A 24,735-nucleotide genomic window follows, 5' to 3' on the forward strand; every position below is an offset into this window, starting at 1 on the left:
AAGGAAAGATGAAATTTTTTCCCATATACCTTAGAGTCTAACCTTAAAAAACCTCATATAGATATAAGAATCTTTAAAACTGATACATAAGTAAATTTAAATTATTAATTTTCGCAAACAATTATTACTATTTATTTAATTTGATCAGCCAGCTACAATGGATACAGGGCGGAATCGTCACCATGAGATAGAGTATTTACAGCAAAACTGTATGACAGAATTTTGTCTTCAAGCTCCCTTTAGTCCCACAGGCGATCAACCACAAGCGATCGCTAAACTTTCTGCTAGCATCCAATCAGGCAATCGTTACCAAACTTTACTAGGAGCCACTGGAACTGGTAAGACATTTTCGGTAGCAGCAGTTATTGAGAAAATTGGCAAGCCTACTTTAGTTCTGGCACATAACAAAACCCTGGCTGCACAGCTTTGTAACGAGTTGCGGGATTTCTTCCCCAATAACGCAGTCGAGTATTTTGTCAGCTACTACGATTATTATCAGCCAGAAGCGTATATTCCCGTTACCGATACCTATATTGAAAAAACGGCGGCGATTAATGATGAAATTGATATGTTGCGGCACTCAGCGACGCGATCGCTTTTTGAACGTCGTGATGTCATTGTCGTTGCTTCCATCAGCTGCATCTACGGTTTAGGAATGCCATCAGAATATCTGAAAGCTGCCATCCCCCTTCAGATAGGTATGGAAGTAAATCAACGCCAAATTTTACGGGATTTGGCAAATGTTCAATATAGCCGCAACGACATAGAAATGGGTCGGGGAAAATTTCGCGTCCGTGGTGATGTCTTAGAAATTGGCCCAGCTTATGAAGACCGAATTATTCGTGTCGAATTCTTTGGTGATGAAATTGACGCAATTCGCTACATTGACCCAGTGACAGGGGAAATTCTCAAAAGTTTGGAAGCGGTAAATGTTTACCCTGCACGTCACTTTGTCACTCCAGAAGAACGGTTAGAAATAGCTTGTCATGACATTGCAGCTGAATTAAAACAGCAAAAACTAGACTTAGAACAAGCAGGGAAACTATTAGAAGCGCAACGTATAGATCAACGTACACGCTATGACCTAGAAATGCTGCGGGAAGTCGGTTACTGCAACGGCGTTGAGAACTATTCCCGTCACCTAGCAGGAAGACAAGCTGGAGATCCACCAGAATGTTTAATTGATTATTTTCCTAAAGATTGGCTATTAATTATCGATGAATCTCACGTTACCGTACCCCAAATTCGCGGTATGTATAACGGTGATCAAGCGAGAAAAAAAGTTTTAATCGATCATGGATTTCGTCTTCCTAGCGCTGCTGATAATCGGCCTTTGAAAGCCGAGGAATTTTGGCAAAAAGTAAATCAGTGTATTTTTGTTTCAGCAACTCCCGGAAATTGGGAATTAGAAGTTTCTGAAGACCATATAGTTGAACAAGTAATTCGACCAACTGGGGTGGTTGATCCAGAAATTTCCGTGCGTCCCACAGAAGGACAAATTGATGATTTATTAGGCGAAATTAAAGATAGAGCCGACCGCCATGAACGAGTGTTAATTACTACATTAACCAAACGCATGGCAGAAGATTTAACCGAATATTTGCAAGACCACAGTATAAGGGTACGGTATTTACATTCCGAGATTACTTCTATTGAGCGCATTGAAATTTTACAGAACTTGCGCGAGGGGAAATTTGATGTATTAGTTGGTGTGAATTTGCTGCGGGAAGGTTTGGATTTACCCGAAGTTTCCTTAGTGGCAATTATGGATGCAGATAAAGAAGGTTTCTTGCGAACCGAGCGTTCCTTAATTCAAACTATTGGTAGAGCCGCGCGTCACATCCAGGGACAAGCGATTTTGTATGCCGACAACCTAACAGGTAGCATGATTAAAGCCATTGATGAGACAGACAGGCGGCGTGGTATTCAAACGGCACATAATCGACTGCATGGGATTACACCACAACCAATTGTGAAAAAATCTAGTAATGCGATTTTGGCTTTTTTAGATGTATCTCGGCGGTTAAATGCAACTGACTTGAAAGTAGTAGATGAACATCTAGATGAACTGCCATTAGAACAGATTCCCCAATTGATTACTGTATTGGAAGCGCAGATGAAAGAAGCGGCGAAGAAACTGGAATTTGAAGAGGCGGGGAAATTGCGCGATCGCATTAAACATCTGCGGGATAAAATGCTAGGACGTTAGTGCTTGGTTAGGGTAGCAATAAAAATAGTGCAGTTTGAAACCGAGCAACCGAAAATTGAATAGATGGGCAATGAAGATGCGTAGATGCCCAGAGAAATATACAGTTTGAGGTTGAAATGAACAGTAGAAAGCAGATTTAGGAGGCTTACTTGATAAGATCAAGAACAGTTAGTTATACACATTTTTTATTATCGAGTAGAATATGAGACAGGTAATTGTGTATCGAGATGAAGATGGCTGCTGGGTTGTAGAGTGCCCAAGCTTAAAAGGTTGTATTAGCCAGGGTAAGACTAAAGAGGAAGCCCTTTCCAATATCAAAGAGGCAATCGCAGGTTACATCGCCGCGTTGCAGGAGGATGGTTTACCTGTTCCAGAAGATAACTTTGAAACGTTTCTGGTACTCGTGTGAGCAAACTACCGAGTATTTCTGGAAAAGATTGCGTCAAAGCGCTCGAAAAGGTGGGTTTTTACGAAAAGCGTAGGGAAAGTAGCCATATTATTCTACGACGAGATGAACCGTTTGCTCAAGTTGTTGTCCCAGATCATCAGGAATTAGCTAAGGGTACGTTACGGGCAATAATTCGAGATGCTGATTTAAGTGTAGAGGAATTTATTGCATTGCTATAGGGCGGGACTGGGTGAAGCGATCGCATTAAGCATCTGCGGGATAAAATGCTAGGACGTTAACGTGAATCTTATGCTCATAGAAGGCGTACATCACAGTATGTCGGGGCAATCCGACGAAGTTTGCCTCAATATGTTCAATCTCTCGGTTGTGGTTGACTTAACACACGGTTTCTAGAAAATGTTGATGGTACCACTAAAAATCGAGAATGTGCTGAAAATAGAGGAAACTGTCGCAATCTGAGTGTCTTCAACGAACAGTGCGCCTGTTCTGTAGTTGGTCGTAACCGCATCGAGAGAGTCTATATCTATTCCAAAACCTTCAGCGGAAATCCAAATCTCATCATTATCAGTTACGTTATTGAAGTCAGTGATGGTATCAATTCCTTCATCTGGGGAATTAAAGTAAAATCTATCGGCACCGTCTCCGCCTGTAAGTATGTCCTTGCCCAAGCCTCCAACTAGGGCGTCATTACCGTCTCCGCCTGCAAGTGTGTCCCTGCCCAAGCCTCCAACTAGAATGTCATCACTGACATTACCTTGTAACACGTCATCGCCATCATTGCCAATCAGGCTATCATTGCCAGCGCCACCCAAAAGGCTGTCAGCACCTGCCCCACCTTCTAAGGTGTCATTACGGGTGCCGCCAGTCAGTACGTCGTTGCCATCATTGCCAATCAGGCTATCATTGCCAGCGCCACCCAAAAGGCTGTCATTACCAGTACCACCATTTAAAATATCGTCACCAAAGCTGCCATTCAGGGTGTCATTACCAGACGGGCTATTAGCATTGCCACCCTTAGCCCATCCATATAATATGTCATTTCCCGAAGTTCCATTTCTTGTGTCAGAACCTGTGGTGCCGTAGATAGTTGCCATTTTTATTTTTTCCTAACTTTTCTAATTGATGTTCAGGGTAAAAGTCAGCTTATCACATTTGCAGAAATGGATTTATCGATCAACAGTGATGACAGGGTTGTTTGGCGATTAGCTCAGGAAAATCAGATGATTTTGCTTACAGCTAATCGCAGCATGAAAGGGAAAGATTCGCTCGAACAAGTTAGTTATACGTGAAGAAAATACCTTAGCATCGTTACCCGTAATTACGATTGGCAATGCCGATCGACTGCTAAACGACTCTGAATATCGAGGTCAGTGTGTTGAAAGTATGATTGAAATTGTACTTGATATTGATAGTTATCGAGGTGCAAGGCGAATCTTCATCCCGTAATGTGGTTAACTATTTGTTCATTGCGATCGCATTAATCATCTGCGGGATAAAATGCTAGCACGTTAGTGCTTGGTCAAGGTAGCAATCAAGATAACGCCCTTTTTTCGCTATCCTAAAAAAGTAAATCATTAAGAGATCGCGCCGATGGTTACTTTACCTGACAATACTTTGATGAGTGCAGAAGAATATCTGGTTTGGGAACCCACTCAAGAAGAACGTTACGAGTATTGGAATGGCGAAGTTGTGATGATGAGTGGTGCTACACGCAACCATAATCGGATTTCTGCAAATTTCTTTAAGCTTTTAGATGATGCCCTAGCCGATCGCACCTGTGAAGTATACATTGTAGATGTGAAGGTGCAGGTAGAACCGGGGCAAAAATATTTTTATCCAGATGTGGTGGTGACTTACGATAAGCGCGATAGCGATCCACAATTGATACAATTTCCCTGCTTAATTATCGAAGTGCTATCACCTTCAACAGAAGCAGCCGATAGGGGGAAAAAGTTTGCCAAATATCGCCAATCTTCAACCTTGCAAGAATATGTCTTAGTTATAAATAGCTCAACCGGGTGTGGAAGTGTTTCGGCGCAACGAACAGGGGAAATGGGTGCTGTCGGAGTATAATTTGGACGATATATTGCGACTGGAATCGGTGAATGTGGAAATAGCGATGTCTAGGACGGGCTACGCCTACGCCAATTTGTACCGCCAAGTGCAGTTTGAAACCGAAGTCACAGAAAATGGAATAGATGAACGATGAGGATTTATAGACGCGCTGAGGAATATACAGTTGAAGATTAAAATGCACAGTGGAAGGCAGATTTAGGAGGCTTACTTGATAAGATCAAGAACAGTTATACACATTTTTTGTTATCAGGTGGAATATGAGACAGGTAATTGTGTATCGAGATGAAGATGGCTACTGGATTGTAGAGTGCCCCAGCCTAAAAGGTTGCCTTAGCCAGGGTAAGACTAAACACGAAGCCCTTTCCAATATCAAAGAGGCGATCGCAGGTTACATCGCCGCGTTGGGGGAGGATGGCTTGCCTGTTCCAGACCTTTGCACTAAAAGTTTTCTACTTTTTTCTTTTTATAGCGCTTAATTTATTTACTATTGAGCAAATCCAAACCATCCTCGCAGATTTTTATGTACCTGCGCTAAATACCACATATAATCATCAATTTTGTAATTATCAGCAGCTTTAACTATATATTTCTGAGCTAAATCAGGATTATTTTGAGCTTCGTAATATAATCCCAAGTAAAGATGACTGTAAAAATTTCCCTTTATCCCTTCTGATTGACCAACAGTTAAAATATCATCTGGTGTACATTTTCCTGCATACAAATCATATATGCGCTACATAACACGTCGAGGGTCATTTTTTACAGTTAATAAAGAATTACGCGCCTCTGCAACACCTAACGAACGAGCTATGCAGAGATATCTCCATACTGTTTCTTCTACATCTTGAGCATTTACTGTCAAATCTATTTCAAACTGTTGAGCGCCTTCAGCAAATCTTTCTGCATAATAATACGATAATCCCCGTTGCCAGAGGTAGGGTTTGATACGGGCATCCAATTCTTCTGCCATGTCAAAATCTTGAATAGATTCGTTAATCTTGCCCAGTTGAAAGTTAACCATGCCTCGGCGAATGTAAGCATTGGGATTTTTCGGCTGATTGCGAATGGTTTCGTTCCAGCGCTGGAGTTGATTTTCCAGAGAATTTGAAAAAAACATGAGTTTGCCTATCTAATATGCAATCTTAGACGAACAAAATCAGCACTGTGGTCAAGCTGCTTTCTTCTCTAACTGGAAAATTATGGCATGATGCTTACTGCTTCAAAGTAAGTCCTACAATAAATCTCAAATATTAAACTGAGATCCATCCACGAGGTAGAAGAAACTACTTAGAAAATTCAGTATTGTAAAATTGCTGTCTTAAAATCAGGAAAAAACGCTCGTGGTTCCCATTAGAGATAATAATCCAACAACAATTACGCCTTATGTAACTTATGGGCTGATTGCTGTCAATGTCCTCGCTTTTCTTTATGAAGCAAATCTTCCCCCACAAGCATTAAATGGATTTTTACACCTTGGAGCTGTAGTTCCACGAGAACTCACCTTAAGCTTTGCTGGTATCTCTGTACATCAACCAGTTCCAGAATGGGCAACTTTGATTACTTCCCAATTTTTGCACGGTGGTTTCTTGCATTTAGCTGGCAATATGTTGTTTCTCTGGATTTTTGGCAATAATGTTGAAGATAAGTTAGGTCATGCCAAATATTTGCTGTTTTATTTATCTTGCGGTGTTTTGGCATCCTTAACACAGTGGTTCTTCGCTCAAGATTCTAGCATTCCTTCTTTGGGTGCGAGTGGTGCGATCGCAGGTATCATGGGTGCATACATTCTCCGCTTTCCCAACGCTGAAGTTCTTGGCGTCGTACCTTTAGGATTTTTCTTCCCAACTTTCCGTGTCCCCGCATATTTCTTTTTAGGATTCTGGTTTCTCGAACAAGCTTTCTATGGACTTGCCGGCCTCGAAGCACGTACTAACATCGGTATGGAAAATGGCGGTATTGCCTACTGGGCACATGCAGGCGGGTTTATCTTTGGGGCAATCCTCGGTCCACTGTTGGGTTTATTTAGCGATAAATCCCAGGAAGAATCTTGGTACAAGTAATTTTTTATAATATCGTGTTACCCTCAATTATGCTAATTGATTTAATAGGTGAAATTGTTTAACCTTCGCAACTGCTAACCTTACAAGCTATATTGCAGTTAGTCAATAATTTAGGAAAAACACCTGTGTTTCCCCTCTACGATGAAAATCCGACGCGAATCACCCCGTATTTCACCTACGGGTTAATTGGCATGAATATTTTAGTTTTTATTCACGAGGTGAGCCTGTCACATGCACAATTGAGTCAGTTTTTAAGTGAGTATGCAGTAGTGCCTCAAGAGTTAACCACCAATTTGAATGGAGAGTGGATAACCTTGTTTACGTCGCAATTCTTACACGGTGGTTGGTGGCACTTAATCTCAAATATGGTGTTTCTCTGGGTTTTTGGCAACAATATTGAAGATCGATTAGGTCATGCCAAATATCTGATTTTTTATTTGGCGTGTGGTGCTTTAGCTGCCTTGTGCCAATGGGTTATTGGTACGAATTCTGAGATTCCTTCCTTGGGGGCAAGTGGCGCAATTTCTGGGGTTTTGGGTGCATACATTATTCGCTTTCCTCACGCTCAAGTCATGACTTTAATATTTTTGGGGTTTTTCATCACCACAATCAGAGTGCCAGCACTAGTAATAATTGGACTTTTCATTGTGCAAAATGTAATTTCTGGTCTTGCTACCCTGCAAACAGCCGCTAACATGAGCGTGGAAACTGGTGGAGTTGCCTACTGGGCCCACATCGGTGGTTTTGCTTTTGGCTTGATTCTCGCTCCCCTATTTGGCTTGTTTCGGCGCGACTAAATACAGCATTTCCTGAAACTTGTAGCAAAAAATTGCTACCTTTCAATCCTCTGCATATCCTCTGCACTAACCTTCTCTGCGAGAGGCTGTGCGAACGCTAACGCTAACGCGAATGGGATACTCTGCATTAAAATTGCCACATTTGAAACTATTAGTTTTTGTTGGCACTCGCTGAAACTTCTTCTGACTGTTCTACCTCAGATGTAAATGTTGATGATTTTGTAACTTCTTCAGGTACAGAAACGATGATATCAGCACCATTGATAATTGCTCCTAATAACCCCAGTTCAGATTCAACCAATTGATCGATAGCTTCAGCTAGCATATTCTCTTGCGTATAGTTTGGTCGCGCCACTAATACGATCCCATCACTGTAGGGTTGAATTAATAAAGGATCATTGGATATACTGAGCGACCCAGTATCTAAAATCACTAAATCAAACCGTTCACGGACATCTTCTATCAGCCGCCGCATTTCGCTGGATTCAAGAATAGCAGCGGATTGCCGCACTGGTCCAGGACTGGGAAGAATGTATAAATTTGCCACATCAGGAACTAAACGAATACATTCACTCAAATTAGCGTAATAACGTAAGGGTTCAATAGTGGCTTCAGGGTCAGGAATTACTTTCAAGGATGCACAACGGGAAGGCGATCGCAAATCTGTTTCGATAATCAAGGTTCTTTTACCAGCACGGGCTGAAGCAACACCCAAATTATAAGCACTTGCCGTTTTACCCTCTAGACTACTGGTGCTAGTAATCAATACTACCTTTAAATTTTTACCACCGATCCGGCGCATATTACTACGGAATTTCTCATAAAATTCTAAATAAGGAGAATCTTGGGAGAATACTACCGGTACAGCATCTGGCTCCAAATCATCAACTGGCATTAAAGGCAATTCTCCCAACAGTGCCACTTCTCGTTGCTTGAGGCTCTCGCGGATATCCTCTCTGGTTTTGAAAGTGCCTTCCAGCGCTCCCAACAAAAATATCACCCCGCCACCAACCAATACACCTAAGAAAGCACCCACAGCAAGGGTAATAGGCACACTCTTCGGAGATTTGGGATCGAGAATGACTGCGGGGCGTCTGGCAATGCTGAGGCTGCTAGTCGTTTCTGCCTCTGCGGTTTTAGCATCGGTCAGCTTCGCCTGCATTTGGTCATAGATGGCTTTTTTGAGTCCAACCTCCTGTTCTAAACGCGATCGCTCTAATTGCTTATTGGGTATCAGAGAGTACTCTCGCCGGAGTCGCGCTTCTTGTTGGATTTCTTGAGCTAGTTGTTGTTGCAGTGTTTCCCTTTGGGTTTGTAAAGTCACCATTTGGTTTGCCAATTGCTGGCGTGTTGGATCTAAGCTGCTTTGAGTGCGAATACCTGCAACACTACCCTGAAGCGGAGCCGCCGTTCCATCACCACCTAAAACTTCAGCAGCACGTTGTTGTAGTAATTCCTCAGCAGCTTGTTTCTGACGCATTAACTGCACCATCGTTGGATGTTCTGGCCGCAAATCTTTTCTGAGTACAGCGATTTGCGATTCACTTTGATAAATTTGCGCTCGTAAGTTACCAATAATTGGATCGGCACTCAAAGCAGAAGAAACATAAGCTTGTCCGACTGTTAAGCCTAACTTATTTTGTAAACTGCGAACTTGACCATCAACCCCAGAAATAGTTAATTGAATTTGCCGTTGGAGATTTTGGCTGGCAGTAATGGCGCTTAACAAGCTGCCATTCTCTGCTGCTAATATTGCTGTTCGCTCTATGCGATCGTACTGTTCCAGCTTCTTTTCAGCAATTTGCAATTCCCGTTTAGTTTGTGGGGTGCGATCGTTAATCTTTTGAATAATTGCTTGTAATCGCCCAGTATTGATGTCACTACTCACCTTGATCATGGCTTGCATCAATTCTGTCAAGACCTGTATAGATCGTTTGGCGTCAGTATCTACATATTTCAGTTCAAAGAAAGGAGATTCTAATTCTCCACTTTTAACATTTTTTTTCGGTAGAGTAAGGGCAAGACTTGCGCCGAGTTGTTTCGGTTTGACACCGACTTTCTCTGCGACGCCTGCAATTATCTGGTTTGATAGTAAAACATCCTCATTCAGTTCCTTTCCTTGCTGTTGGATTTCATTACCAGTTGTAGAGAAAGAAACTGGTGGGCCACTATAACTAAGTGCCCCAGATGCTATATAGCTAGTAGGTGGCTCTGGTTGCATAGCCACCACAGTTGATCCTGCAATAACTAAAGCAAAACTAGCTAGTCCAATCCACTTATATTTTTCAAAAGCAATTAGATAGCGTTTAACAATTGGTGGGGTCATGGTCGCTTCGCTCCAATTCAAAATTTAAAATACAAAATTCAAAATTTAGGAAGCACCAAACTAAAAATAGTGGCTTTGATACAAGGACGCTATCAACTTCCTATTGTATATATCGGTTAATATCTTTAATATTTTTCCATTTAATGAATTCAAAGATAAGTTAGAGATGTGGCTTTCTATGCTCCAAACTATTTTCAGCTTGCATCCTTCTTTTAATGTTACTAATTTCGTCTACCACCAACGTTGTCAAAAAACCGGAGAAAGGATTGAACATTGAAGAAAGGCTGGGTAATGGTGGTCAGGAAATTAGTAATTCTACCAATGAGGTTCCGACCAACAACAATAACATCATTATCTTGAAGTGCCACATTTTGAGACGCATCACCGCCTAGAGCTTTTTTAGCATCAAGTTTTTGGGTAATAGCTCTGCCTCGTTCCGAATCAAAGCGAACCAGAGCGATATCTCTCAGATTAGCAGTATCTAGATTTACTCCTCCCAAAGCATCTACAAATGTACTGCCGTTAGGCAGTGCTTGAATGGAAAGACCTCCCGCAGCGTAGTTTAAAACTCGGACTCTAATCTGTGGTGTGGCCAAGGATGAACGTGCTACTAAATTGCGGTCATAACCATCCTCATTGCCGACTTCACGACGGGGTACGAGTATCGCATCTCCGTCTTGTAAGCGTAAATTCGGGATTGAACCGCCATTTTGCAGTGCTGCATATAAGTCAATAGTTTGTGAAATCACAGAACCATCGATTAACTTTCGGCGTACTTGCACCTGTCGCAGGTCTGCATTCAACGTTGAACCACCAGATATTAGCAAAGCATCAGCAACGCGGGGTGTTGATGAATTAATCGGATAAATTCCTGGTCGAAATATTTCCCCACTAATGGTAACTTGAACCGGTCGCGTTCCTGCCAAGGATACTACCACAATTGGATCTGGGAAAAAGCGACTCAAGCCCAGGCGAATTTTTTCTTGAGCTTCTTCCAAGGTTAAACCTTTTAATGACACCGTTCCCACTTGCGGCACGATAATGTTGCCTTCTGGACTAATTACAGCTTGAAAACTGAGGTCTTGACGCTGCGTTGCTAAGGCTAAAACTATTACAGGATCAACTACATAACGATTTAAACCCAAGCGAATTTTTTCTTGAGCTTCTTCCAAAGTTAAACCTTGTAAAGAAACTGTTCCTAATAACGGCACCGCAATATTACCTTCTGGGTTGATTAAAGCTTGAAAGCTCAAATCTGGAAAGCGCTGAACCGAAACGCTAATTCCATCTCCTATGCCTAAGCGGTATGGGCCGGGAGGACGCTGAAGCACAACACCAATTGCATCTCCTGGCCCCAAGAGGTAGCGACTGAGTTGCGGAGAAATTTCTTCATTTGTACCTGGAGGTACAACTTCAGTACCTGGCAGAGGCGAGGGGAATAGCCCTGGTGATTGTCCTTGAGATGGAAAAGGCTGGGCGACAACAAGTTGGATAGGTGTTGTTAAGAAAACTCCTACTTGAAGACTGACAAAACACAAGGCGCTGAATCCACGCATATAATAACTGGGATCTATGAACATCGGTGCAGAAAATATTGAGATAGAAATTAGTCGCGCCGAGTGGTTATTTTACTCTAAAAATACCTTCAATGTCTCTTTTATCTACAAGTATTTACCAAGAGAAAGAGAATAATTTTGCTAAATTTAATTTCTAACTTCATGTTGTTAACATCATTTTAGGTGAGTTTCAGCTTGAACATAATTTATAGAGATACTCTTGATGAATCTCTGCACAAGTGTATTTATGAACAGACTCTACAAAGGGCCTACCATTAATGCAGCTTGCACTGTTTCCCCAATAGACTGAGCTAAAGACCAAGATGTTTCTACTTGCCCCAAAGGTTCCATTGGAATCAAAATGCTCACGCCAACCCAAGGAGTGCGTTGCTTGCGCCACTGTGCCAGTTGATCTGCTAAGAACCAGTGAAAAGGTGATGGATTGCCGCCGTCTGGCATAGCATACCATTGCAAAACAGCGAAGGTTTGCTGTGGTGTGGAGGCGCGAAAAAACCTAGCTTCTACTTTAGTTTCGACATTAGAAGCCAACTTTGCAGATGGTTTCACAGTAAATTTGGCAGAACGAGATTGAGCTACATCCCACTTTCCCCAGCGTGACCTTCCCCAGCCGTTAACGTCTGTCCACTCTACCTCTGGTTGATCCATAGGCCCATTTTGTGGCAACAAAAGCAGGATTGCTTGGGATTCGGAACCTTCTTTTTTAATTACCTGCAAAGACCAATTATGTTCGCCAATTTGCTGTTCTGCTTGTTCAATGGTTTGCCAACCAGGAAGGGTTAACCCAGTTTTGCGGATCTGTTTTAATTCGTGGAGGGTAGGAACAGGAGGCGGCTGTTTCCATTGCCAGTGTCCTGTCAGATATCCGGGAACCCCTGCCATTGCTAGCAGCAGTAGCAATAACAAAAGTGCTGCTACCTGAGTCAATTGGTTTACCTTGAAAAATTTAGATAAGGAAATCATCAGTAAAATTTGCAATACTTAGGCAAAATTTTACTTTATAAAATCACATTATGAGTTCAGTAATATTTATGACTTACGTATAAGTGATGAAAAATTAAGGGAGTTGGAAGAGACGCAATTAATCGCGTCTCTTTTAGGGAGATGAGGGAGAAATCAATTCAAAATTCAAAATTAAAGAACTTCTGCCTCCTCTTTCCCAATGCCCAATGCCCAATGGTTCTAACTTTCTGCTTCTTGCTCAGTTTCTAAAGATGCTGAAAAATAGGTATTAATCCAATTCAGTAAGGGCACTAGTGACACCAGCATACAAGCAGAGTAGAGATCGCCACCCCAACCCTCATGCAGCCATTTAAAAGCCGCTTCTTGACCCGTGCCATGAAAGAAAGTCAGTAAAGTATTACGAATGATATTGGCACTAATACTAACGATCGCAGCAAGAGATAAAAACGATATAGTTGTCCGCCGTGAAGACAAAGCATCTGTCCAATAAAGCAGCATCAAGCCCACGTAGAGAGTCGTAAATAACATTTTCAACCCTGCACAATAGGGAGCAACTTCTACAATCCGCCCTCCCACGTAAAGATTGATCTCATCTACGGTTACTTCCATACCAAATTGATTCAGTATGAAGCCTGCTGTGCCAGCGATGAAGCTTTGGAGAGGCATGGTATAGGGAGCAATGAGATAGGGTAATGCTGTTGGGGTTGCTAAAAATACTAGTAGTAGGGGGAATCCTTGTAATCGCAAACCTGCTATTCCCTTAAACCACAAGCATAAGCCGACTAATATCACGGGCAAGGAAAGGTTAACCCACTCTGTAACACCGCTAAGATAAAAAATTGCCCCTAATAGCAATAAAACAGCGCCCAAAGAATTGATGGTATCTGGCAAACGTCTCCATTTTTTCCGGTTCATCCAGCCGAGATAAGCTGCAAATGGTAGACCAATAATCCCGTGGCTGAAATATTCGTGTTCTGTACTGATATTTTTGTGCAGCCAACCATCCAACCAGTGTAGCAATATCGGAGCATAAAGCAGCAGCAAAACGCTTAAAATAGCTAGATTTAACAAGCCTGATGCGTTTATATTTTTAACCTGTTGCTGGAGTGCCATGATTTTCAGTATTTAGTCATTGGTCATTGGTCATTAGTCATTGGTCATTGGTCATTGGTCATTTGCAAAGGACAAAGGACAAATGTCTAATTGTTAGATGCACATTAAGTATGAATTAACTTCAGGCTACCACGCTGCCAAGGTCAGCAGGAGATAGGTTATCTGCCTGATAACTTGTTGAGACTGCATTGGCGATCGCTCCTACAACTTCTTTAACTTGGCTACTACTCAAACCAGGATACATCGGTAATGATAATATTTGCTTTGACAACTTTTCTGCTTGGGGAAAATTTCCCGGTTGATAGCCTAAGTTGGTGAATGCTGGCTGGAGATGACAAGGAATTGGGTAGTGAATACCAGTTTGAATTCCCGCCGCTGTGAGTTTTTCCTGGAGTTGCTGACGTTCTATCGGGCAAGAATCATCAACTTTAATCACATAAAGATGATAAACATGTCCTGTATCACTTTGATTTTCTATAGGGATAATCCCAGCAGTTGCCAAGGGTGCTAGCTCATTATCATACTGCTGGGCAATAGTCAGGCGATCGCGATTCCACTGGGGCAAATATGGGAGTTTTTTGTGCAAAATTGCTGCTTGTAAAGTATCCAAGCGGCTATTCGTACCTGGTTCAGTATGAAAATACTTTTGCGATGCACCATAATTTCGCAAGCGCACCATCTTCTGCGCTACATCTGAATCTCGTGTCAGCAACATTCCCCCATCCCCAAATGCTCCCAAATTTTTGCTGGGATAGAAACTAAAAGCTGCTGCTATTCCTACTGAACCAGCATAATATCCGTCTCTTTGGGCGAGATGTGCTTGGGCGGCATCTTCAAAAATTAGTAGTTTGTAGGTATCGGCAAAGTTCACTAAATCGCGTGGTGATACCATCTGACCATAGAGATGCACAGGGATGATTGCTTTGGTCTGAGGCGTAATTGCCTTTGCTGCTTCTCTTAAATCAATTAAAGCAGTTTGGCGATCGCAATCTACCAAAATTGGTTTGGCGCCAGCACGTAACACCCCAATTAAGGTGGCGATAAAAGTATTTGCGGGTAAAATCACTTCATCACCAGCACCAATATTACACGCTTGTAATCCCAGAGCGATCGCATCTGTTCCTGATGCCACACCAACTCCATAAGCTGTACCAGATACTGCCGCAAATGCTGCTTCAAAATCTGAAAGTGCTTGCCCTAAAATAAAATCTCCCCGTTCCAATACAGATTGGATTGCATCTTGCAATTGCGTTTGAATTGGTTCATGTTGTAACTTTAGGTCTACAAAAGGAACTCTAATAGTCATTTTATTCATTACCAGTCGTCCTCAAAAAATGTTTCCTCACATGGAAAAAATAGAAAATCTTATACAATTTTCGGTATGAAATTGTAATAGATTTAATCTATTGGATAAAGGCTTAGACCAACTATTTAGTCGGTTATGGTAAATTCAAAATCACGCCCTCTTAATTTGAGCGCCCGAAGTTGCCATCAGACTTTTCTGAAGCCGCCATTCCAACTTCTCTCAAAATTCAAAAAGTTTAGAAACTAGACTTTTCAATAATTTCGTAGCTTGCTAATCCGTAGGGATATGATTGGTCTATTTAGGTTATCCTGCACTAGGATTATCATCTCTGGATGCTAGCTGTTATCAGTAAAATGTCTATATTTAATTACACTAACATCTATTTTTTTAAGTAAATTTACTTTGAATGTTCCAGTAAAAATTTTCCCTTATATACATAAAGAATGACAGCCCCTTTGTATTGTATCCTTAGCATTAGCTTACCCTGGCTGAATCCAAATCTAACGCAGTCTGATTGCAAAATCTCAACCAATAAAGACCACACCAGTGCTAAATAAAGAATATTCAGCACCAGTAACTAGTAACTAGCAGACACCACATCTCGGCTTAATGGAAGGGGGAAAAAATTTTTGCCCTAAATTTGTTTGTCAGAGGCAAAATTAGGGAATGCTTAAAAATAGCAATTGATAACCTAGAAATAGGACTTGGATCAATTACAGAATCGAGAAATTATTAAGGTAACAGTGGCAATGATAGAGCCTGAAAACAAATTATTTGCCCTAAAGGATGGTTGGGATTCTCATGAATCAAGAGAACAGCAACGCCTCAAAGCTTTGTCAGATTTAGGTTTGCGGCAACCAGAAACGATTCCGGTTTTTGAAGAAGCCACACAGACTGCCGCCCGCTTTTTGGAAGCACCAATTTCCATATTGGGATTTGTGGATCAAGAACGCCATTGGTTCAAGTCGGCGGTAGGCTTATCTAGGCTGGGACTAATGAATCATTTGGCACAAAGCCGCCAACTACTACGCCGGGAATCATTTTGCACTCAGGTAGTAGAGAGTTTGCAATACACTAAAATAAATGATACGCATAAACTTACCGACCCAATACTTGTTAGCAGCAAGTTAGTGCAAGATTATGGTATTCGTGCTTACTTAGGAGCGCCACTGATTGATGCTGAGGGACATTGTTTGGGTGCATTGGCGGTGATGGATTTAGTGCCGCGCAATTTTACACCCCAAGACATTGAGTTTTTACAAATCATAGCTCGTTGGAGCATGAGTGAATTTGAACGTAACCGACTCCTGCAAGCGAAACTCGAATCAAACGCTTCCAAGAACGTTCCGATATTTTCACTCAATGAGGAACGTAACACTGAGATTAAAATCACTGCATCCACTCAAGATAGCGACTCTGTTTCTACTAAGCAACTGAAGCTAGAACTTTTGAGTCAGCTAACTCAGGAGTTACGCACGCCCTTAACATCTGTACTCGGTATGGCTAGTGTTTTAGGACGTGAGATTTATGGGCCTTTGACGACTAAGCAGAGAGAATATTTGGAAATTATCCAACACAGTGGTCGGTACTTACTTTCCCTAGTAAACGAAATTACCGAACTAGGAGCTATGGATGAAAACTCAACTGTGCTAAATCTAGCTCCCGTGGATATCGAAATGCTATGCCAACAAGCTATCAATAGCCTAGAAGAAGTAGCTAATCGCCGCGAACAAGATATTCGCCTGTCTATAGAACCGGGACGCAGTCGCATTTGGCCTTTAGATAAAGACAAGGTGCGACAAATGCTTTATCATCTGGTTTTCAGTGTGATTCAACTTTCGGCTACAGGTAGCATTGTTCGTATTCATGTTTCTTACAAAGAAGATACGCTCAACATTACTATTTGGGTTTCCCATCCCTGGTTAGGGGATGGCATAACAGAGGTTGATCCTTACTTCCGTCTCAATTCTTTGTCACTGCTGGAGCTTACAGGTGAGCTATCAACTTACAATATTAATACAGAAAGACAAGAACAACTAGATACTTCATCAGTAGCGGTAGAAAATTCCAAAAACTTGAGTAATTCCCACTTAAATTTCTTTGCTACTAGTTCAGGTATAAATTTAGCTAAATCACATGGAAGTCTTTCTCGTGAAAGCTTAGGTCTATTACTAAGTTGTCAACTGGCAGAATTGCATGGTGGACATATTTTGATTCAAGGTTCACCAGAATCAGGATATCGTTATGTGCTTTCTTTACCATTGCAACTAGTGACTTCCTCACAAGCAATTAGTGATGTCTAATCGTGGAGATTGGGGAAGATGGGGTCCCCTCTGGGGATAAGGGGTAATGGAGATTGGGAAAGACGTATTTTCTATCTAGATTTCATTAGTTCGTAGCAAATTCTCTGTGTGCTTCTGCGCTTACCTATGCCTTTAAATTTCAACCCTCAATTCGCCACCATTTTACGTCAAGCTTTACTAAGTATATGAAAAACTATCTTAACTTCCTATTGGCTGATGGCTAGGAATAAGAGCGCCATCACACGATGTGCAATTTCTGTTATTACCTTTTTATAGCTATAGGCATTATGATCAATTCCAAGTTCTGCGTCGGCAGGCTAATTGATCGCAATGTTTTTTATGAATTTAGTCTGGCAACGATTTACTCTATCATCTTTACCGCTCAAAGAATATCTTGCTACCAGTTATGTACACCGTTCTCTGGTGGGGTTGCTAAGTTCTTGGCGGCAAACTAGCGTCTTACTCCAGTGGGGAGATGCGATCGCAGCGGCTTTACTCAGCTCAATATATGCTCTAGCACCTTTTGCTTCAAGTACATTGGTGGGTTTTTTGCTAGTGGCTTGTGTGGGATTTTGGCTGTTGTTGACTTTATCTGATGAAGTAACATCAACAAATGTCTCGTCAGTCACTCCGATTCACTTGCTGGTATTGCTCTACTGGGGAGTTGCCGCAGTCGCAACAGCATTATCACCAGTGAAAAAGGCGGCACTTAACGACTTGGGAACGTTGACCTTGTATTTGCTATTATTTACCCTTTGTGCCAGGGTATTAAGGTCGCCTCGTCTGCGTTCTTGGATTATCATCCTTTATCTGCACGTATCGTTAATTGTTAGTGTATACGGGTTACGGCAATGGTTTTTTGGAGCCACAGCACTGGCAACTTGGGTTGATCCAGAATCTCCTATGTCTAAGACTACAAGAGTCTACAGTTATTTAGGCAATCCCAACTTATTGGCTGGATACCTCTTACCAGCAGTAATTTTTAGCTTAGTGGCAATTTTTGCTTGGCAAAGCTGGCCTAAGAAAGCTCTTGCATTAACGATGCTAATTGTCAATAGTTCCTGCCTGATTCTGACTTTTAGTCGTGGTGGTTGGATTGGACTAGTGGTGGCAGTTTTAGCTGTGATGGCATTACTAGTTTATTGGAAAAGCGTGGAAATGCCTCGTTTTTGGCGTACTTGGTCAATACCGATTGTTTTAGGAGGTTTGATCGGCGTATTGGTGCTAGCAGTGATATTTGTAGAGCCAGTGCGGCTGCGAGTATTCAGTATTTTTGCAGACCGTAAGGATAGCAGTAATAATTTTCGCCGCAATGTGTGGGATGCTGTTTTTGAAATGATTCGCGATCGCCCGATTTTCGGCATTGGGCCTGGTCACAACTCTTTTAATAAAGTTTATCCCCTCTACCAACGCCCTCGTTACACTGCTTTGAGCGCCTATTCGATATTGTTTGAAGTGACTGTAGAAACTGGCTTTGTTGGTTTAGCCTGCTTTCTCTGGCTAATAATTGTCACATTTAATACGGCACTTTTGCAAGTGCGACGGTTGCGACAAATCAGAAGTGTAGAGGGATTTTGGTTAATAGGAGCGATCGCTATTTTGTTGGGTATGCTAGCTCACGGCACCGTAGATACTGTCTGGTATCGTCCTGAAGTCAATACCCTCTGGTGGCTGATCGTTGCCTTAATTGCCAGTTACTGGACACCTTTAGCTCAAAACCAGACAAATTCAACTAACTCAGAACCAGCAATAAACTAACATCAATAATTTGTCAGTTGTTGTCTTACTGAACAACTGACAACTTTTAAATTTTGAATTGTCTAATCTCTGTAGGTAGTGCCACTTGGGGCATTAGGGTCGCGATAAGCAGTCGGTTGAGGATCGCGCTTTTTGCCAGCCAACCCAGCTAGACCGAATAAACCAATCAATCCTAGCCAACCCCAATTAAAATCGTTGCGCTCATTAGTGGTCGTTGTTGGAGCAGTAGTGGCCCCGGAGTCATTAGTTGTCTGAGCTTGTGCAGATAGAGTTAAGGGTAAAATTCCCATACTCAGACTGAGAACGCCAGCCCCAACAAATGTAATGAAATTACTTTTCATAAATCTGAAAATTCCTGATGCCATCCGAAGTTACTCACCACTGTATCGAGTTTCAACCTTAACAAAATCAATCTGCAGCTATAAACTAGGCATTTTCAGAACTCACGCTGTAGACATACAACATAATTTTCACAGCAATCTGTTTCTCACTCTTGCTGTAGTAGTTTAGAAACACCGATCCTTAATAGCTTTTCATTGCCCGTTGAATATCACGCTGGTCTTGGCGTCGTTTCAGGTCTTCTCGTTTATCGTGAAGCTTTTTACCTTTACCAAGGGCTATACTCACTTTTAGCCAGCCTCGTTTGAGATACATTTTCAAAGGGATTAAAGTTAATCCCTGTTGTTCTACTTTGCCAATTAGCTTACGGAGTTCTTGACGATGCAATAGAAGCTTGCGTGTACGCCGTGGTTCATGATTAAAATATTGTCCACTAGCGTTGTAAGGCGAGATATGCACATTAATCAACCATGCTTCGCCATTGCGAAGCAAAGCATAGCCATCTTGGAGATTGACTTTACCCGCACGAATTGACTTCACCTCTGTTCCTGTCAACTCAATTCCAGCTTCGTAAGTTTCTAGAATTTCATACAAATAACGGGCTTGACGGTTGTCGCAAATAACTTTGTAACCTTCGTTCTTGTCGCTCATTGATAATTTTGTGTGCTTTAAATGTACCTAAAAAATTATTTGGATTGGCTTGTGAATTATAGGGTGTATCTTAGAACCGCTATAAATGGTGAACTGTATATCACTAATTTAGCTTTTCTAAGTTCACAATTAAGGTTTTCTGGCAATTTTAAGTTAGCTGATACCGATTACCTCTGAGGTTTCATAGAACAAGTTGCTTGAGCAACTTGTCTCACCAAGCCTGATTTTGTACAGTTTCACAAATAGGACTTATACATCAAGTAAAGGCAATACCCTCTAAGAAGCCGCTTCTCTACGAAAGACTCGGCGTAACTTGCTTCTTTGCGTTTACATAAATTCCCCCTACAGAAAATCAAGATTTTCACTCCCTTTTTGCATAAGTCCTGACAAAGAATTGGTATGACGCTAATAATGATGAGTTGTTACAAATTACAAAGCTCTCTATCCCAGATAAGCACAGGGAGTCTAAGGTAGTTACACTTTGTTAACCTTCCTAATGATTTAAGATTTTCTTTATAAATAAACCCTGAGAGCAGTCATTAGCTGGTAATCCTGTCATAGTATGAAACATAAGAACACTATTATTGTCTGTGTTCACTAACGGAGTACATAGAAGCAAATTTCTAAGTAAAAAAATGCTAGGGATGTATTATCCATGCCCTTGACAATCCTTGTAGTGGATGATGATTTAGGCACTCGTCTGTCTGTTAGCGACTATCTTGAACTGTCTGGCTACTCAGTGATCACGGCTAATGACGGTCAAGAGGCTTTGTTTATGGTGGATGAGTCTCATCCTGATTTGATTGTCACGGATATTGTTATGCCACGGATGAATGGCTATGAACTGGTGCGCCGAGTGCGCCAACAACCAGTGTTTCGTTTATTGCCTGTAATTTTATTAACGGCACGCATTAAGACCCAAGAAAGAATTTTGGGCTACCAATCAGGATGCGATTTATACTTACCCAAGCCTTTTGAACTGGAAGAGTTAGTAGCAGCAATCCGCAATCTTTTGGAGCGATCGCAAATTATCCAATCAGAATATCGTTTTTCTCATAAAGACAGTTTGGGCATTTCCGGCTTGACAAAAGCGGAGGATGCCCATAACTCTCTGTCCACTCAAATTCAGAAATCCCATCTGCACTCAACCCTAACTCATAGAGAACAGGAAGTCTTAGAGTTATTGACTCATGGTCTTTCTAATGCCGAAATGGGTCATCAGCTCCACCTGAGTCCTCGAACCGTGGAAAAGTACGTTAGCAGTTTATTGAGAAAAACCTCAACCAGCAACCGCGCGGAATTAGTCCGTTTTGCGATGAAGCATGGCTTAGTGGAATAAAAGTTAGGAGGAGAGACGCGATTAATCGCGTCTGTACAGGAGTGAGGAATTAAAACTCCTAACTCCTAACTCATAACTCTTCACTTTTCACTTTTGTGAGCAGACCTTCACAAGCATCGATCAGTAAATCAATAACCTGATTAAATCCCTCTTGACCACCGTAATAGGGATCTGGAACTTCCTTTAGAGTGTGTCGAGAGCAAAACTCGCACATCAAACGCACTTTATACTGATATTGCTTAGTTTGATCAAGAGTGAGGATGTTCTCATAATTTTCTCGATCCATAGCTAAAATCGGTTGAGTCGATGGGGGATATTATTCCCCGCACCTCTCGGTTAAATCTGGGCGTGCGACTTTCATCGCACCCAGCTTCCGATGTTCTTAGCTTGCGCTTTTGCTCATGTGTTTGTAATCGTGGCAACTCTCATGAATTGCTTCCAGATTATTTTTCTTCCAGTTGGCGTGATTTTTGTCGATGTGATGCAGGTGAACCCTTTCTTCATCAATGAACTTTAAGCCGCAGGAAGCACATCTATGGTTTTGCTTCTTAAGAGCAATAGAGGTTTCGCCGAAATAGAGCTTACTGTTACGTTGGCTCCAGTAGGCTGTATTTCCGTCATAGGGGGATTTTATTCCTTGAACCATGACGTGTTTATTTTCGGAGGAGGAAACTGCTGGGAATGCCTTTTTAATCAACTCCTTGCTGGTGTGGCGTGTAAGCTTTGTTTCCTTGTTAAATACCGTATATGCTCTGTGATTAAAAGACCAAAGTGAGGGCTTTAACCCGTCCATCTTGCAGAACTTGTGGTAATTTCTCCATCCTCTAACTACCGGGGCTAGTTTTTCAGCCTTTGCGGTAGCCCCATAATTCGAGTTGTTGACGATGTGTTTTACTTTCTTACGGAACGCTTTAAAGTTGTCCACAGAGGGAGTACATCTAAACTTTCCGTTGCTCTGCACTTTGAAGTGCCAGCCGAGGAAATCAAACCCATCTGTCGTGGCGGTAACTTTGGTTTTCTTTTGGCTTACATTCATTCCGCGTTTGCGGAGGAACTCGCTGATTCTTTCAAGTATCTCTGTTGCGTTATCTTCGGGTCGGAGTATAATAACCATATCATCCGCGTAACGAGTTGATGGCTCGCGGTGGTGGTGCCACTTGTCTTTATATCTGTGGATACTTTCGATTCCGTTGAGTGCAATGTTAGCCAATAGTGGGCTGACTACTCCCCCTTGAGGTGTACCCTGTTCGGGGAATTCTGGGTTGACTCCAGCCTTGAGGCATCGGAATATTCCGAGTTTTAAGCCTTTGGGGGCAATGAGTTCGTCCATTATTGCTGAGTGGTTAATCCTGTCGAAGCATTTTTCGATATCGAGTTCGATAACTCGTTTTTCTATTCCATTGCTGCTAGAGTTAAGGTTGTTAAAGATGTACTTTTGTGCATCGTGGGCAGAGCGCCCAGTTCTAAACCCATAACTCCTGGCGTGGAAAGTGGCTTCGTGCGCTGGTTCTAGTGCATATTTTGCTAGGCATTGCCAAGCTCTATCCGCGATAGTTGGTATCTTTAACATTCTGGTAGTCCCGTCCTTCTTGGGGATGGGGATTTCCCGTAAGCCTTGATGCTTCCAATTTCCGCTATTCATTTTCAGTAGTTCTTCAAGGTTGAAACGTTCTTCAAATGAGAGAGATTTTTTACCATCAATACCAGCCGTCTTTTTACCAGCATTTAGCTGAGATACAAGTCTAATTGCAAGAAATCGAGCCGAGGTAGATTTTAGAATGAGCTTTTGGAGTGACCTTGCTTTGCGCTTGTCTCCAACTTGAACAGCTTTGTACACACGCTTTTGAAGGCGGAAAAGATTTCGGCGGAATTTCTTCCACGGTAAAGCTCTCCAAGATTCACTAGTTTTGTAACTGTGTCTAATCATTTTCTCTTCTCTAGTTAGTGTATTCTGAACACCTCAGACCAATTACGGTCTGTCCTACCCGACTTGTAAGAGTTCCGCTTCTCGTCTAGCCTACTTGGGGAACGAAAGCCCCAGGACTCACAAATCGTTTTTATTCGTTCCCTCGGAGAGATTGATAGTACCGTTAGGTGTAGCCAGTTCAACTACTGGATTCCCTTGGCTCTTTGCCGATACACGACTTAATGTTCGGCGGGAATAATCTCCAGTGAAGTCAGGGGTTTTGTGTTACGCCCTGCTTAGACTTAAGTTGCTTTTTTTAGGCTCTGTTTCACCATAGGAACCCCCTATTAGCGCCAGTGTCAACCCGTAACGGCTGTCTGATTGCGCCCTGTTCCCAGCTTCACTCTACAAGAACCGAGCTTGTTCGGTGTGGGCAGATAAGGAGTCAATTCTGAGTCTGAATGGTAGGGCTTTCACCTACATCTGACCGAGAGTTCAGCCTTTGATGACAGTAATCTGCTGTCGGGCTGGATTAGTTATTTACGGACTGATTACCGTGTTTTACTAACCAACGAATCGCACAAATCAAAGTCTTGAAAGTCTGACTTTTGGAACTGGCGTGCTCGACCACGCAGTTTAATTCCCAACTTAGTAGCAGCCGCAGCACTCATGCGTCTGTCAGGTGGGCTACCAATGTGATAACTAGATGTACCAGCAGAGTCACAGAGGATGTGTTCGCTCAAGCCAGCCTGCTCAATTAGATGATTCATGATGTTTTCTGCCGAGGGCGATCGGCAGATGTTACCTAAGCAGACAAACAGCAACTTGTAAGGCATAGATATACTTTGTCAATAGTCAATAGTCATTTGTCCAGTGACTAATGACCAATGACCCTTACGGGTGACGCTCCTTCGTCACTAACGCTGCGCTAACGCCAGTCACTCATGGGGGAAACTCCCAGACGCTCGATGACTCGCTCTAAGCGAAGCCATGCCGTTGGCGTACCCTTACAGGGAAGCAAGCTACGCGTAGCGTGTCGCAGACAAGCCTCTCGAAGAGAAGGCTTTACGGCTGCGCTATGTGCTAAAGCGTCTCCCCTTCTCCCAAAGGGAGAGGCTAACGCCTTTCCTTCGGAACGCTACACGAACGCGGAGCGTCTCGTAGAGAAAGGAGAAGACCGCGCTGGCTCACTAATGACCAATGATTAAAATCCAGGTAACTCCAACCCACTGGTTAATTCTTCCATACGTTCCCGCATTGTTGCTGTGGACTTGTTGTAGGCTTCTTTCATTGCCACTGTTACAAGATCAGAAAGTACTTCTGCACCTTCTACTAAAGCATCAGGAGAAATTTCTACCCGCTTGGGTTCTTGGTTCCCACTGACAATCACCCTCACAAGACCACCGCCAGATTCTCCTTGAATCTCCATTTGCTCCAATTCTTCTTGGAGTCGCTTTGCACCTTCTTGAACTTGCTGTGCTTTCTTAAAAGCTTCGGCTAATTCTTTCATTTTTCCTAAGCCAAAGCCGAATCCCTGTCCTTTTCCTGTCATAATTATTTGTACGCGTGTGCGTTGAATAACAAATCAAATTCAATTATAGATGCG

Annotated in this window: 21 protein-coding genes and 4 pseudogenes; 12 read left to right on the forward strand and 13 right to left on the reverse strand. The window is 42.3% G+C overall.

Annotated features, from left to right (window positions below; translation table 11 throughout):
- The first annotated feature begins 211 nt into the window (after positions 1-211).
- The 3 genes from uvrB (at position 212) to V7K60_RS34210 (ending at position 2,836) form a co-directional block, all read left to right on the forward strand.
- Positions 212-2,209, forward strand: a complete 1,998-nt coding sequence (gene uvrB / locus V7K60_RS34200; protein ID WP_334932734.1) for an excinuclease ABC subunit UvrB — start codon at positions 212-214, stop codon at positions 2,207-2,209.
- A 202-nt stretch (positions 2,210-2,411) separates the two neighbouring features.
- The gene (locus V7K60_RS34205; protein ID WP_118164153.1) at positions 2,412-2,618 is read left to right on the forward strand and encodes a type II toxin-antitoxin system HicB family antitoxin; all 207 of its coding nucleotides are present in this window, start codon (positions 2,412-2,414) and stop codon (positions 2,616-2,618) included.
- On the forward strand, positions 2,615-2,836 hold the full coding sequence (locus tag V7K60_RS34210; protein ID WP_334932587.1) for a type II toxin-antitoxin system HicA family toxin: 222 nt from the start codon (positions 2,615-2,617) through the stop codon (positions 2,834-2,836). The genes V7K60_RS34205 and V7K60_RS34210 overlap by 4 nt, the downstream gene beginning before the upstream one ends.
- A gap of 171 nt (positions 2,837-3,007) precedes the next feature.
- On the opposite strand, the gene V7K60_RS34215 is transcribed toward V7K60_RS34210, so the two are convergent.
- Entirely contained in the window at positions 3,008-3,712 is a 705-nt protein-coding gene (locus V7K60_RS34215; RefSeq protein WP_334932588.1) for a calcium-binding protein, read from the reverse strand.
- A 66-nt stretch (positions 3,713-3,778) separates the two neighbouring features.
- On the opposite strand from V7K60_RS34215, the gene V7K60_RS34220 reads away from it, so the two are divergent.
- The 3 genes and pseudogenes from V7K60_RS34220 to V7K60_RS34230 all read left to right on the forward strand — a co-directional run bounded on the left by V7K60_RS34220 (position 3,779) and on the right by V7K60_RS34230 (position 5,170).
- Positions 3,779-3,907, forward strand: coding sequence for a hypothetical protein (locus V7K60_RS34220; RefSeq protein WP_334932590.1), 129 nt, complete (start codon positions 3,779-3,781; stop codon positions 3,905-3,907).
- Between the two features lie 301 nt (positions 3,908-4,208).
- A pseudogene (locus V7K60_RS34225) lies at positions 4,209-4,827 on the forward strand (Uma2 family endonuclease).
- Positions 4,828-4,951: 124 nt separating this feature from the next.
- A complete protein-coding gene (locus V7K60_RS34230; protein WP_334932592.1) occupies positions 4,952-5,170 on the forward strand; it encodes a type II toxin-antitoxin system HicB family antitoxin in 219 nt (72 codons plus the stop codon).
- Positions 5,171-5,178: 8 nt separating this feature from the next.
- Here the strand turns inward: V7K60_RS34230 and V7K60_RS34235 are convergent.
- Positions 5,179-5,811: pseudogene (locus V7K60_RS34235) on the reverse strand (tetratricopeptide repeat protein).
- Between the two features lie 223 nt (positions 5,812-6,034).
- On the opposite strand from V7K60_RS34235, the gene V7K60_RS34240 reads away from it, so the two are divergent.
- The gene (locus V7K60_RS34240; RefSeq protein WP_334932594.1) at positions 6,035-6,754 is read left to right on the forward strand and encodes a rhomboid family intramembrane serine protease; all 720 of its coding nucleotides are present in this window, start codon (positions 6,035-6,037) and stop codon (positions 6,752-6,754) included.
- Between the two features lie 125 nt (positions 6,755-6,879).
- On the forward strand, positions 6,880-7,551 hold the full coding sequence (locus tag V7K60_RS34245; protein WP_334932596.1) for a rhomboid family intramembrane serine protease: 672 nt from the start codon (positions 6,880-6,882) through the stop codon (positions 7,549-7,551).
- 151 nt (positions 7,552-7,702) lie between these two features.
- Here the strand turns inward: V7K60_RS34245 and V7K60_RS34250 are convergent, their stop codons facing one another.
- The 5 genes from V7K60_RS34250 to V7K60_RS34270 form a co-directional block, all read right to left on the reverse strand.
- Positions 7,703-9,877 (reverse strand): GumC family protein, encoded by a 2,175-nt coding sequence (locus tag V7K60_RS34250; protein ID WP_334932598.1) that lies wholly within the window; start codon positions 9,875-9,877, stop codon positions 7,703-7,705.
- Between the two features lie 221 nt (positions 9,878-10,098).
- Positions 10,099-11,457, reverse strand: a complete 1,359-nt coding sequence (locus V7K60_RS34255) for a polysaccharide biosynthesis/export family protein (protein ID WP_334932600.1) — start codon at positions 11,455-11,457, stop codon at positions 10,099-10,101.
- 234 nt (positions 11,458-11,691) lie between these two features.
- A complete protein-coding gene (locus V7K60_RS34260; RefSeq protein ID WP_334932602.1) occupies positions 11,692-12,414 on the reverse strand; it encodes a cyanoexosortase B system-associated protein in 723 nt (240 codons plus the stop codon).
- Between the two features lie 219 nt (positions 12,415-12,633).
- Complete coding sequence (gene crtB, locus V7K60_RS34265) at positions 12,634-13,527, reverse strand: cyanoexosortase B (RefSeq protein ID WP_334932604.1); 894 nt, start codon at positions 13,525-13,527, stop codon at positions 12,634-12,636.
- Between the two features lie 121 nt (positions 13,528-13,648).
- Positions 13,649-14,842 (reverse strand): DegT/DnrJ/EryC1/StrS family aminotransferase, encoded by a 1,194-nt coding sequence (locus tag V7K60_RS34270; RefSeq protein ID WP_334932606.1) that lies wholly within the window; start codon positions 14,840-14,842, stop codon positions 13,649-13,651.
- A gap of 740 nt (positions 14,843-15,582) precedes the next feature.
- On the opposite strand from V7K60_RS34270, the gene V7K60_RS34275 reads away from it, so the two are divergent.
- Positions 15,583-17,136 (forward strand): GAF domain-containing sensor histidine kinase, encoded by a 1,554-nt coding sequence (locus V7K60_RS34275; protein ID WP_334932736.1) that lies wholly within the window; start codon positions 15,583-15,585, stop codon positions 17,134-17,136.
- 339 nt (positions 17,137-17,475) lie between these two features.
- Positions 17,476-18,894, forward strand: a complete 1,419-nt coding sequence (locus V7K60_RS34280; RefSeq protein WP_334932608.1) for an IctB family putative bicarbonate transporter — start codon at positions 17,476-17,478, stop codon at positions 18,892-18,894.
- 62 nt (positions 18,895-18,956) lie between these two features.
- Here V7K60_RS34280 and V7K60_RS34285 read toward each other — a convergent pair whose 3' ends face one another.
- Positions 18,957-19,235 carry a WGxxGxxG family protein gene (locus tag V7K60_RS34285; RefSeq protein WP_104910055.1) on the reverse strand — a complete coding sequence of 93 codons (279 nt, stop codon included), beginning with the start codon at positions 19,233-19,235 and terminating at the stop codon, positions 18,957-18,959.
- 181 nt (positions 19,236-19,416) lie between these two features.
- Positions 19,417-19,884, reverse strand: coding sequence for an SsrA-binding protein SmpB (smpB, locus tag V7K60_RS34290; RefSeq protein WP_094349892.1), 468 nt, complete (start codon positions 19,882-19,884; stop codon positions 19,417-19,419).
- Positions 19,885-20,539: 655 nt separating this feature from the next.
- Here smpB and V7K60_RS34295 point away from each other — a divergent pair.
- Positions 20,540-21,223, forward strand: coding sequence for a response regulator transcription factor (locus V7K60_RS34295; protein ID WP_334932610.1), 684 nt, complete (start codon positions 20,540-20,542; stop codon positions 21,221-21,223).
- 70 nt (positions 21,224-21,293) lie between these two features.
- On the opposite strand, the pseudogene V7K60_RS34300 reads toward V7K60_RS34295, so the two are convergent.
- The 3 genes and pseudogenes from V7K60_RS34300 to V7K60_RS34310 all read right to left on the reverse strand — a co-directional run.
- Positions 21,294-21,518: pseudogene (locus V7K60_RS34300) on the reverse strand (arsenate reductase/protein-tyrosine-phosphatase family protein); the annotation flags it as partial.
- Positions 21,519-21,605: 87 nt separating this feature from the next.
- A complete protein-coding gene (locus V7K60_RS34305; protein WP_334932612.1) occupies positions 21,606-23,150 on the reverse strand; it encodes a group II intron reverse transcriptase/maturase in 1,545 nt (514 codons plus the stop codon).
- A gap of 560 nt (positions 23,151-23,710) precedes the next feature.
- Positions 23,711-23,965 (reverse strand): annotated as a pseudogene (locus V7K60_RS34310) (arsenate reductase/protein-tyrosine-phosphatase family protein); the annotation flags it as partial.
- A 132-nt stretch (positions 23,966-24,097) separates the two neighbouring features.
- On the opposite strand from V7K60_RS34310, the gene V7K60_RS34315 reads away from it, so the two are divergent.
- On the forward strand, positions 24,098-24,337 hold the full coding sequence (locus V7K60_RS34315; RefSeq protein ID WP_334932614.1) for a hypothetical protein: 240 nt from the start codon (positions 24,098-24,100) through the stop codon (positions 24,335-24,337).
- Here V7K60_RS34315 and V7K60_RS34320 read toward each other — a convergent pair.
- Positions 24,334-24,681, reverse strand: a complete 348-nt coding sequence (locus V7K60_RS34320) for a YbaB/EbfC family nucleoid-associated protein (protein ID WP_334824837.1) — start codon at positions 24,679-24,681, stop codon at positions 24,334-24,336. The two genes, V7K60_RS34315 and V7K60_RS34320, sit on opposite strands and share 4 nt — an antisense overlap.
- Positions 24,682-24,735: the final 54 nt, after the last annotated feature.

Origin of the sequence: Nostoc sp. (genome assembly GCF_036917555.1) — a bacterium.
Classification (GTDB): Bacteria; Cyanobacteriota; Cyanobacteriia; order Cyanobacteriales; family Nostocaceae; genus Nostoc.

Bases quoted from the DNA above. Each gene is read 5' to 3' on its own strand.
- uvrB (WP_334932734.1), top strand. From the start codon at position 212: ATGACAGAATTTTGTCTTCAAGCTCCCTTTAGTCCCACAGGCGATCAA.
- V7K60_RS34205 (WP_118164153.1), top strand. From the start codon at position 2,412: ATGAGACAGGTAATTGTGTATCGAGATGAAGATGGCTGCTGGGTTGTA.
- V7K60_RS34215 (WP_334932588.1), bottom strand. From the start codon at position 3,712: ATGGCAACTATCTACGGCACCACAGGTTCTGACACAAGAAATGGAACT.
- V7K60_RS34220 (WP_334932590.1), top strand. From the start codon at position 3,779: ATGGATTTATCGATCAACAGTGATGACAGGGTTGTTTGGCGATTAGCT.
- V7K60_RS34230 (WP_334932592.1), top strand. From the start codon at position 4,952: ATGAGACAGGTAATTGTGTATCGAGATGAAGATGGCTACTGGATTGTA.
- V7K60_RS34250 (WP_334932598.1), bottom strand. From the start codon at position 9,877: ATGACCCCACCAATTGTTAAACGCTATCTAATTGCTTTTGAAAAATAT.
- V7K60_RS34255 (WP_334932600.1), bottom strand. From the start codon at position 11,457: ATGTTCATAGATCCCAGTTATTATATGCGTGGATTCAGCGCCTTGTGT.
- V7K60_RS34260 (WP_334932602.1), bottom strand. From the start codon at position 12,414: ATGATTTCCTTATCTAAATTTTTCAAGGTAAACCAATTGACTCAGGTA.
- crtB (WP_334932604.1), bottom strand. From the start codon at position 13,527: ATGGCACTCCAGCAACAGGTTAAAAATATAAACGCATCAGGCTTGTTA.
- V7K60_RS34270 (WP_334932606.1), bottom strand. From the start codon at position 14,842: ATGAATAAAATGACTATTAGAGTTCCTTTTGTAGACCTAAAGTTACAA.
- V7K60_RS34275 (WP_334932736.1), top strand. From the start codon at position 15,583: ATGATAGAGCCTGAAAACAAATTATTTGCCCTAAAGGATGGTTGGGAT.
- V7K60_RS34280 (WP_334932608.1), top strand. From the start codon at position 17,476: ATGAATTTAGTCTGGCAACGATTTACTCTATCATCTTTACCGCTCAAA.
- V7K60_RS34285 (WP_104910055.1), bottom strand. From the start codon at position 19,235: ATGAAAAGTAATTTCATTACATTTGTTGGGGCTGGCGTTCTCAGTCTG.
- smpB (WP_094349892.1), bottom strand. From the start codon at position 19,884: ATGAGCGACAAGAACGAAGGTTACAAAGTTATTTGCGACAACCGTCAA.
- V7K60_RS34295 (WP_334932610.1), top strand. From the start codon at position 20,540: ATGCCCTTGACAATCCTTGTAGTGGATGATGATTTAGGCACTCGTCTG.
- V7K60_RS34305 (WP_334932612.1), bottom strand. From the start codon at position 23,150: ATGATTAGACACAGTTACAAAACTAGTGAATCTTGGAGAGCTTTACCG.
- V7K60_RS34315 (WP_334932614.1), top strand. From the start codon at position 24,098: ATGACTCGCTCTAAGCGAAGCCATGCCGTTGGCGTACCCTTACAGGGA.
- V7K60_RS34320 (WP_334824837.1), bottom strand. From the start codon at position 24,681: ATGACAGGAAAAGGACAGGGATTCGGCTTTGGCTTAGGAAAAATGAAA.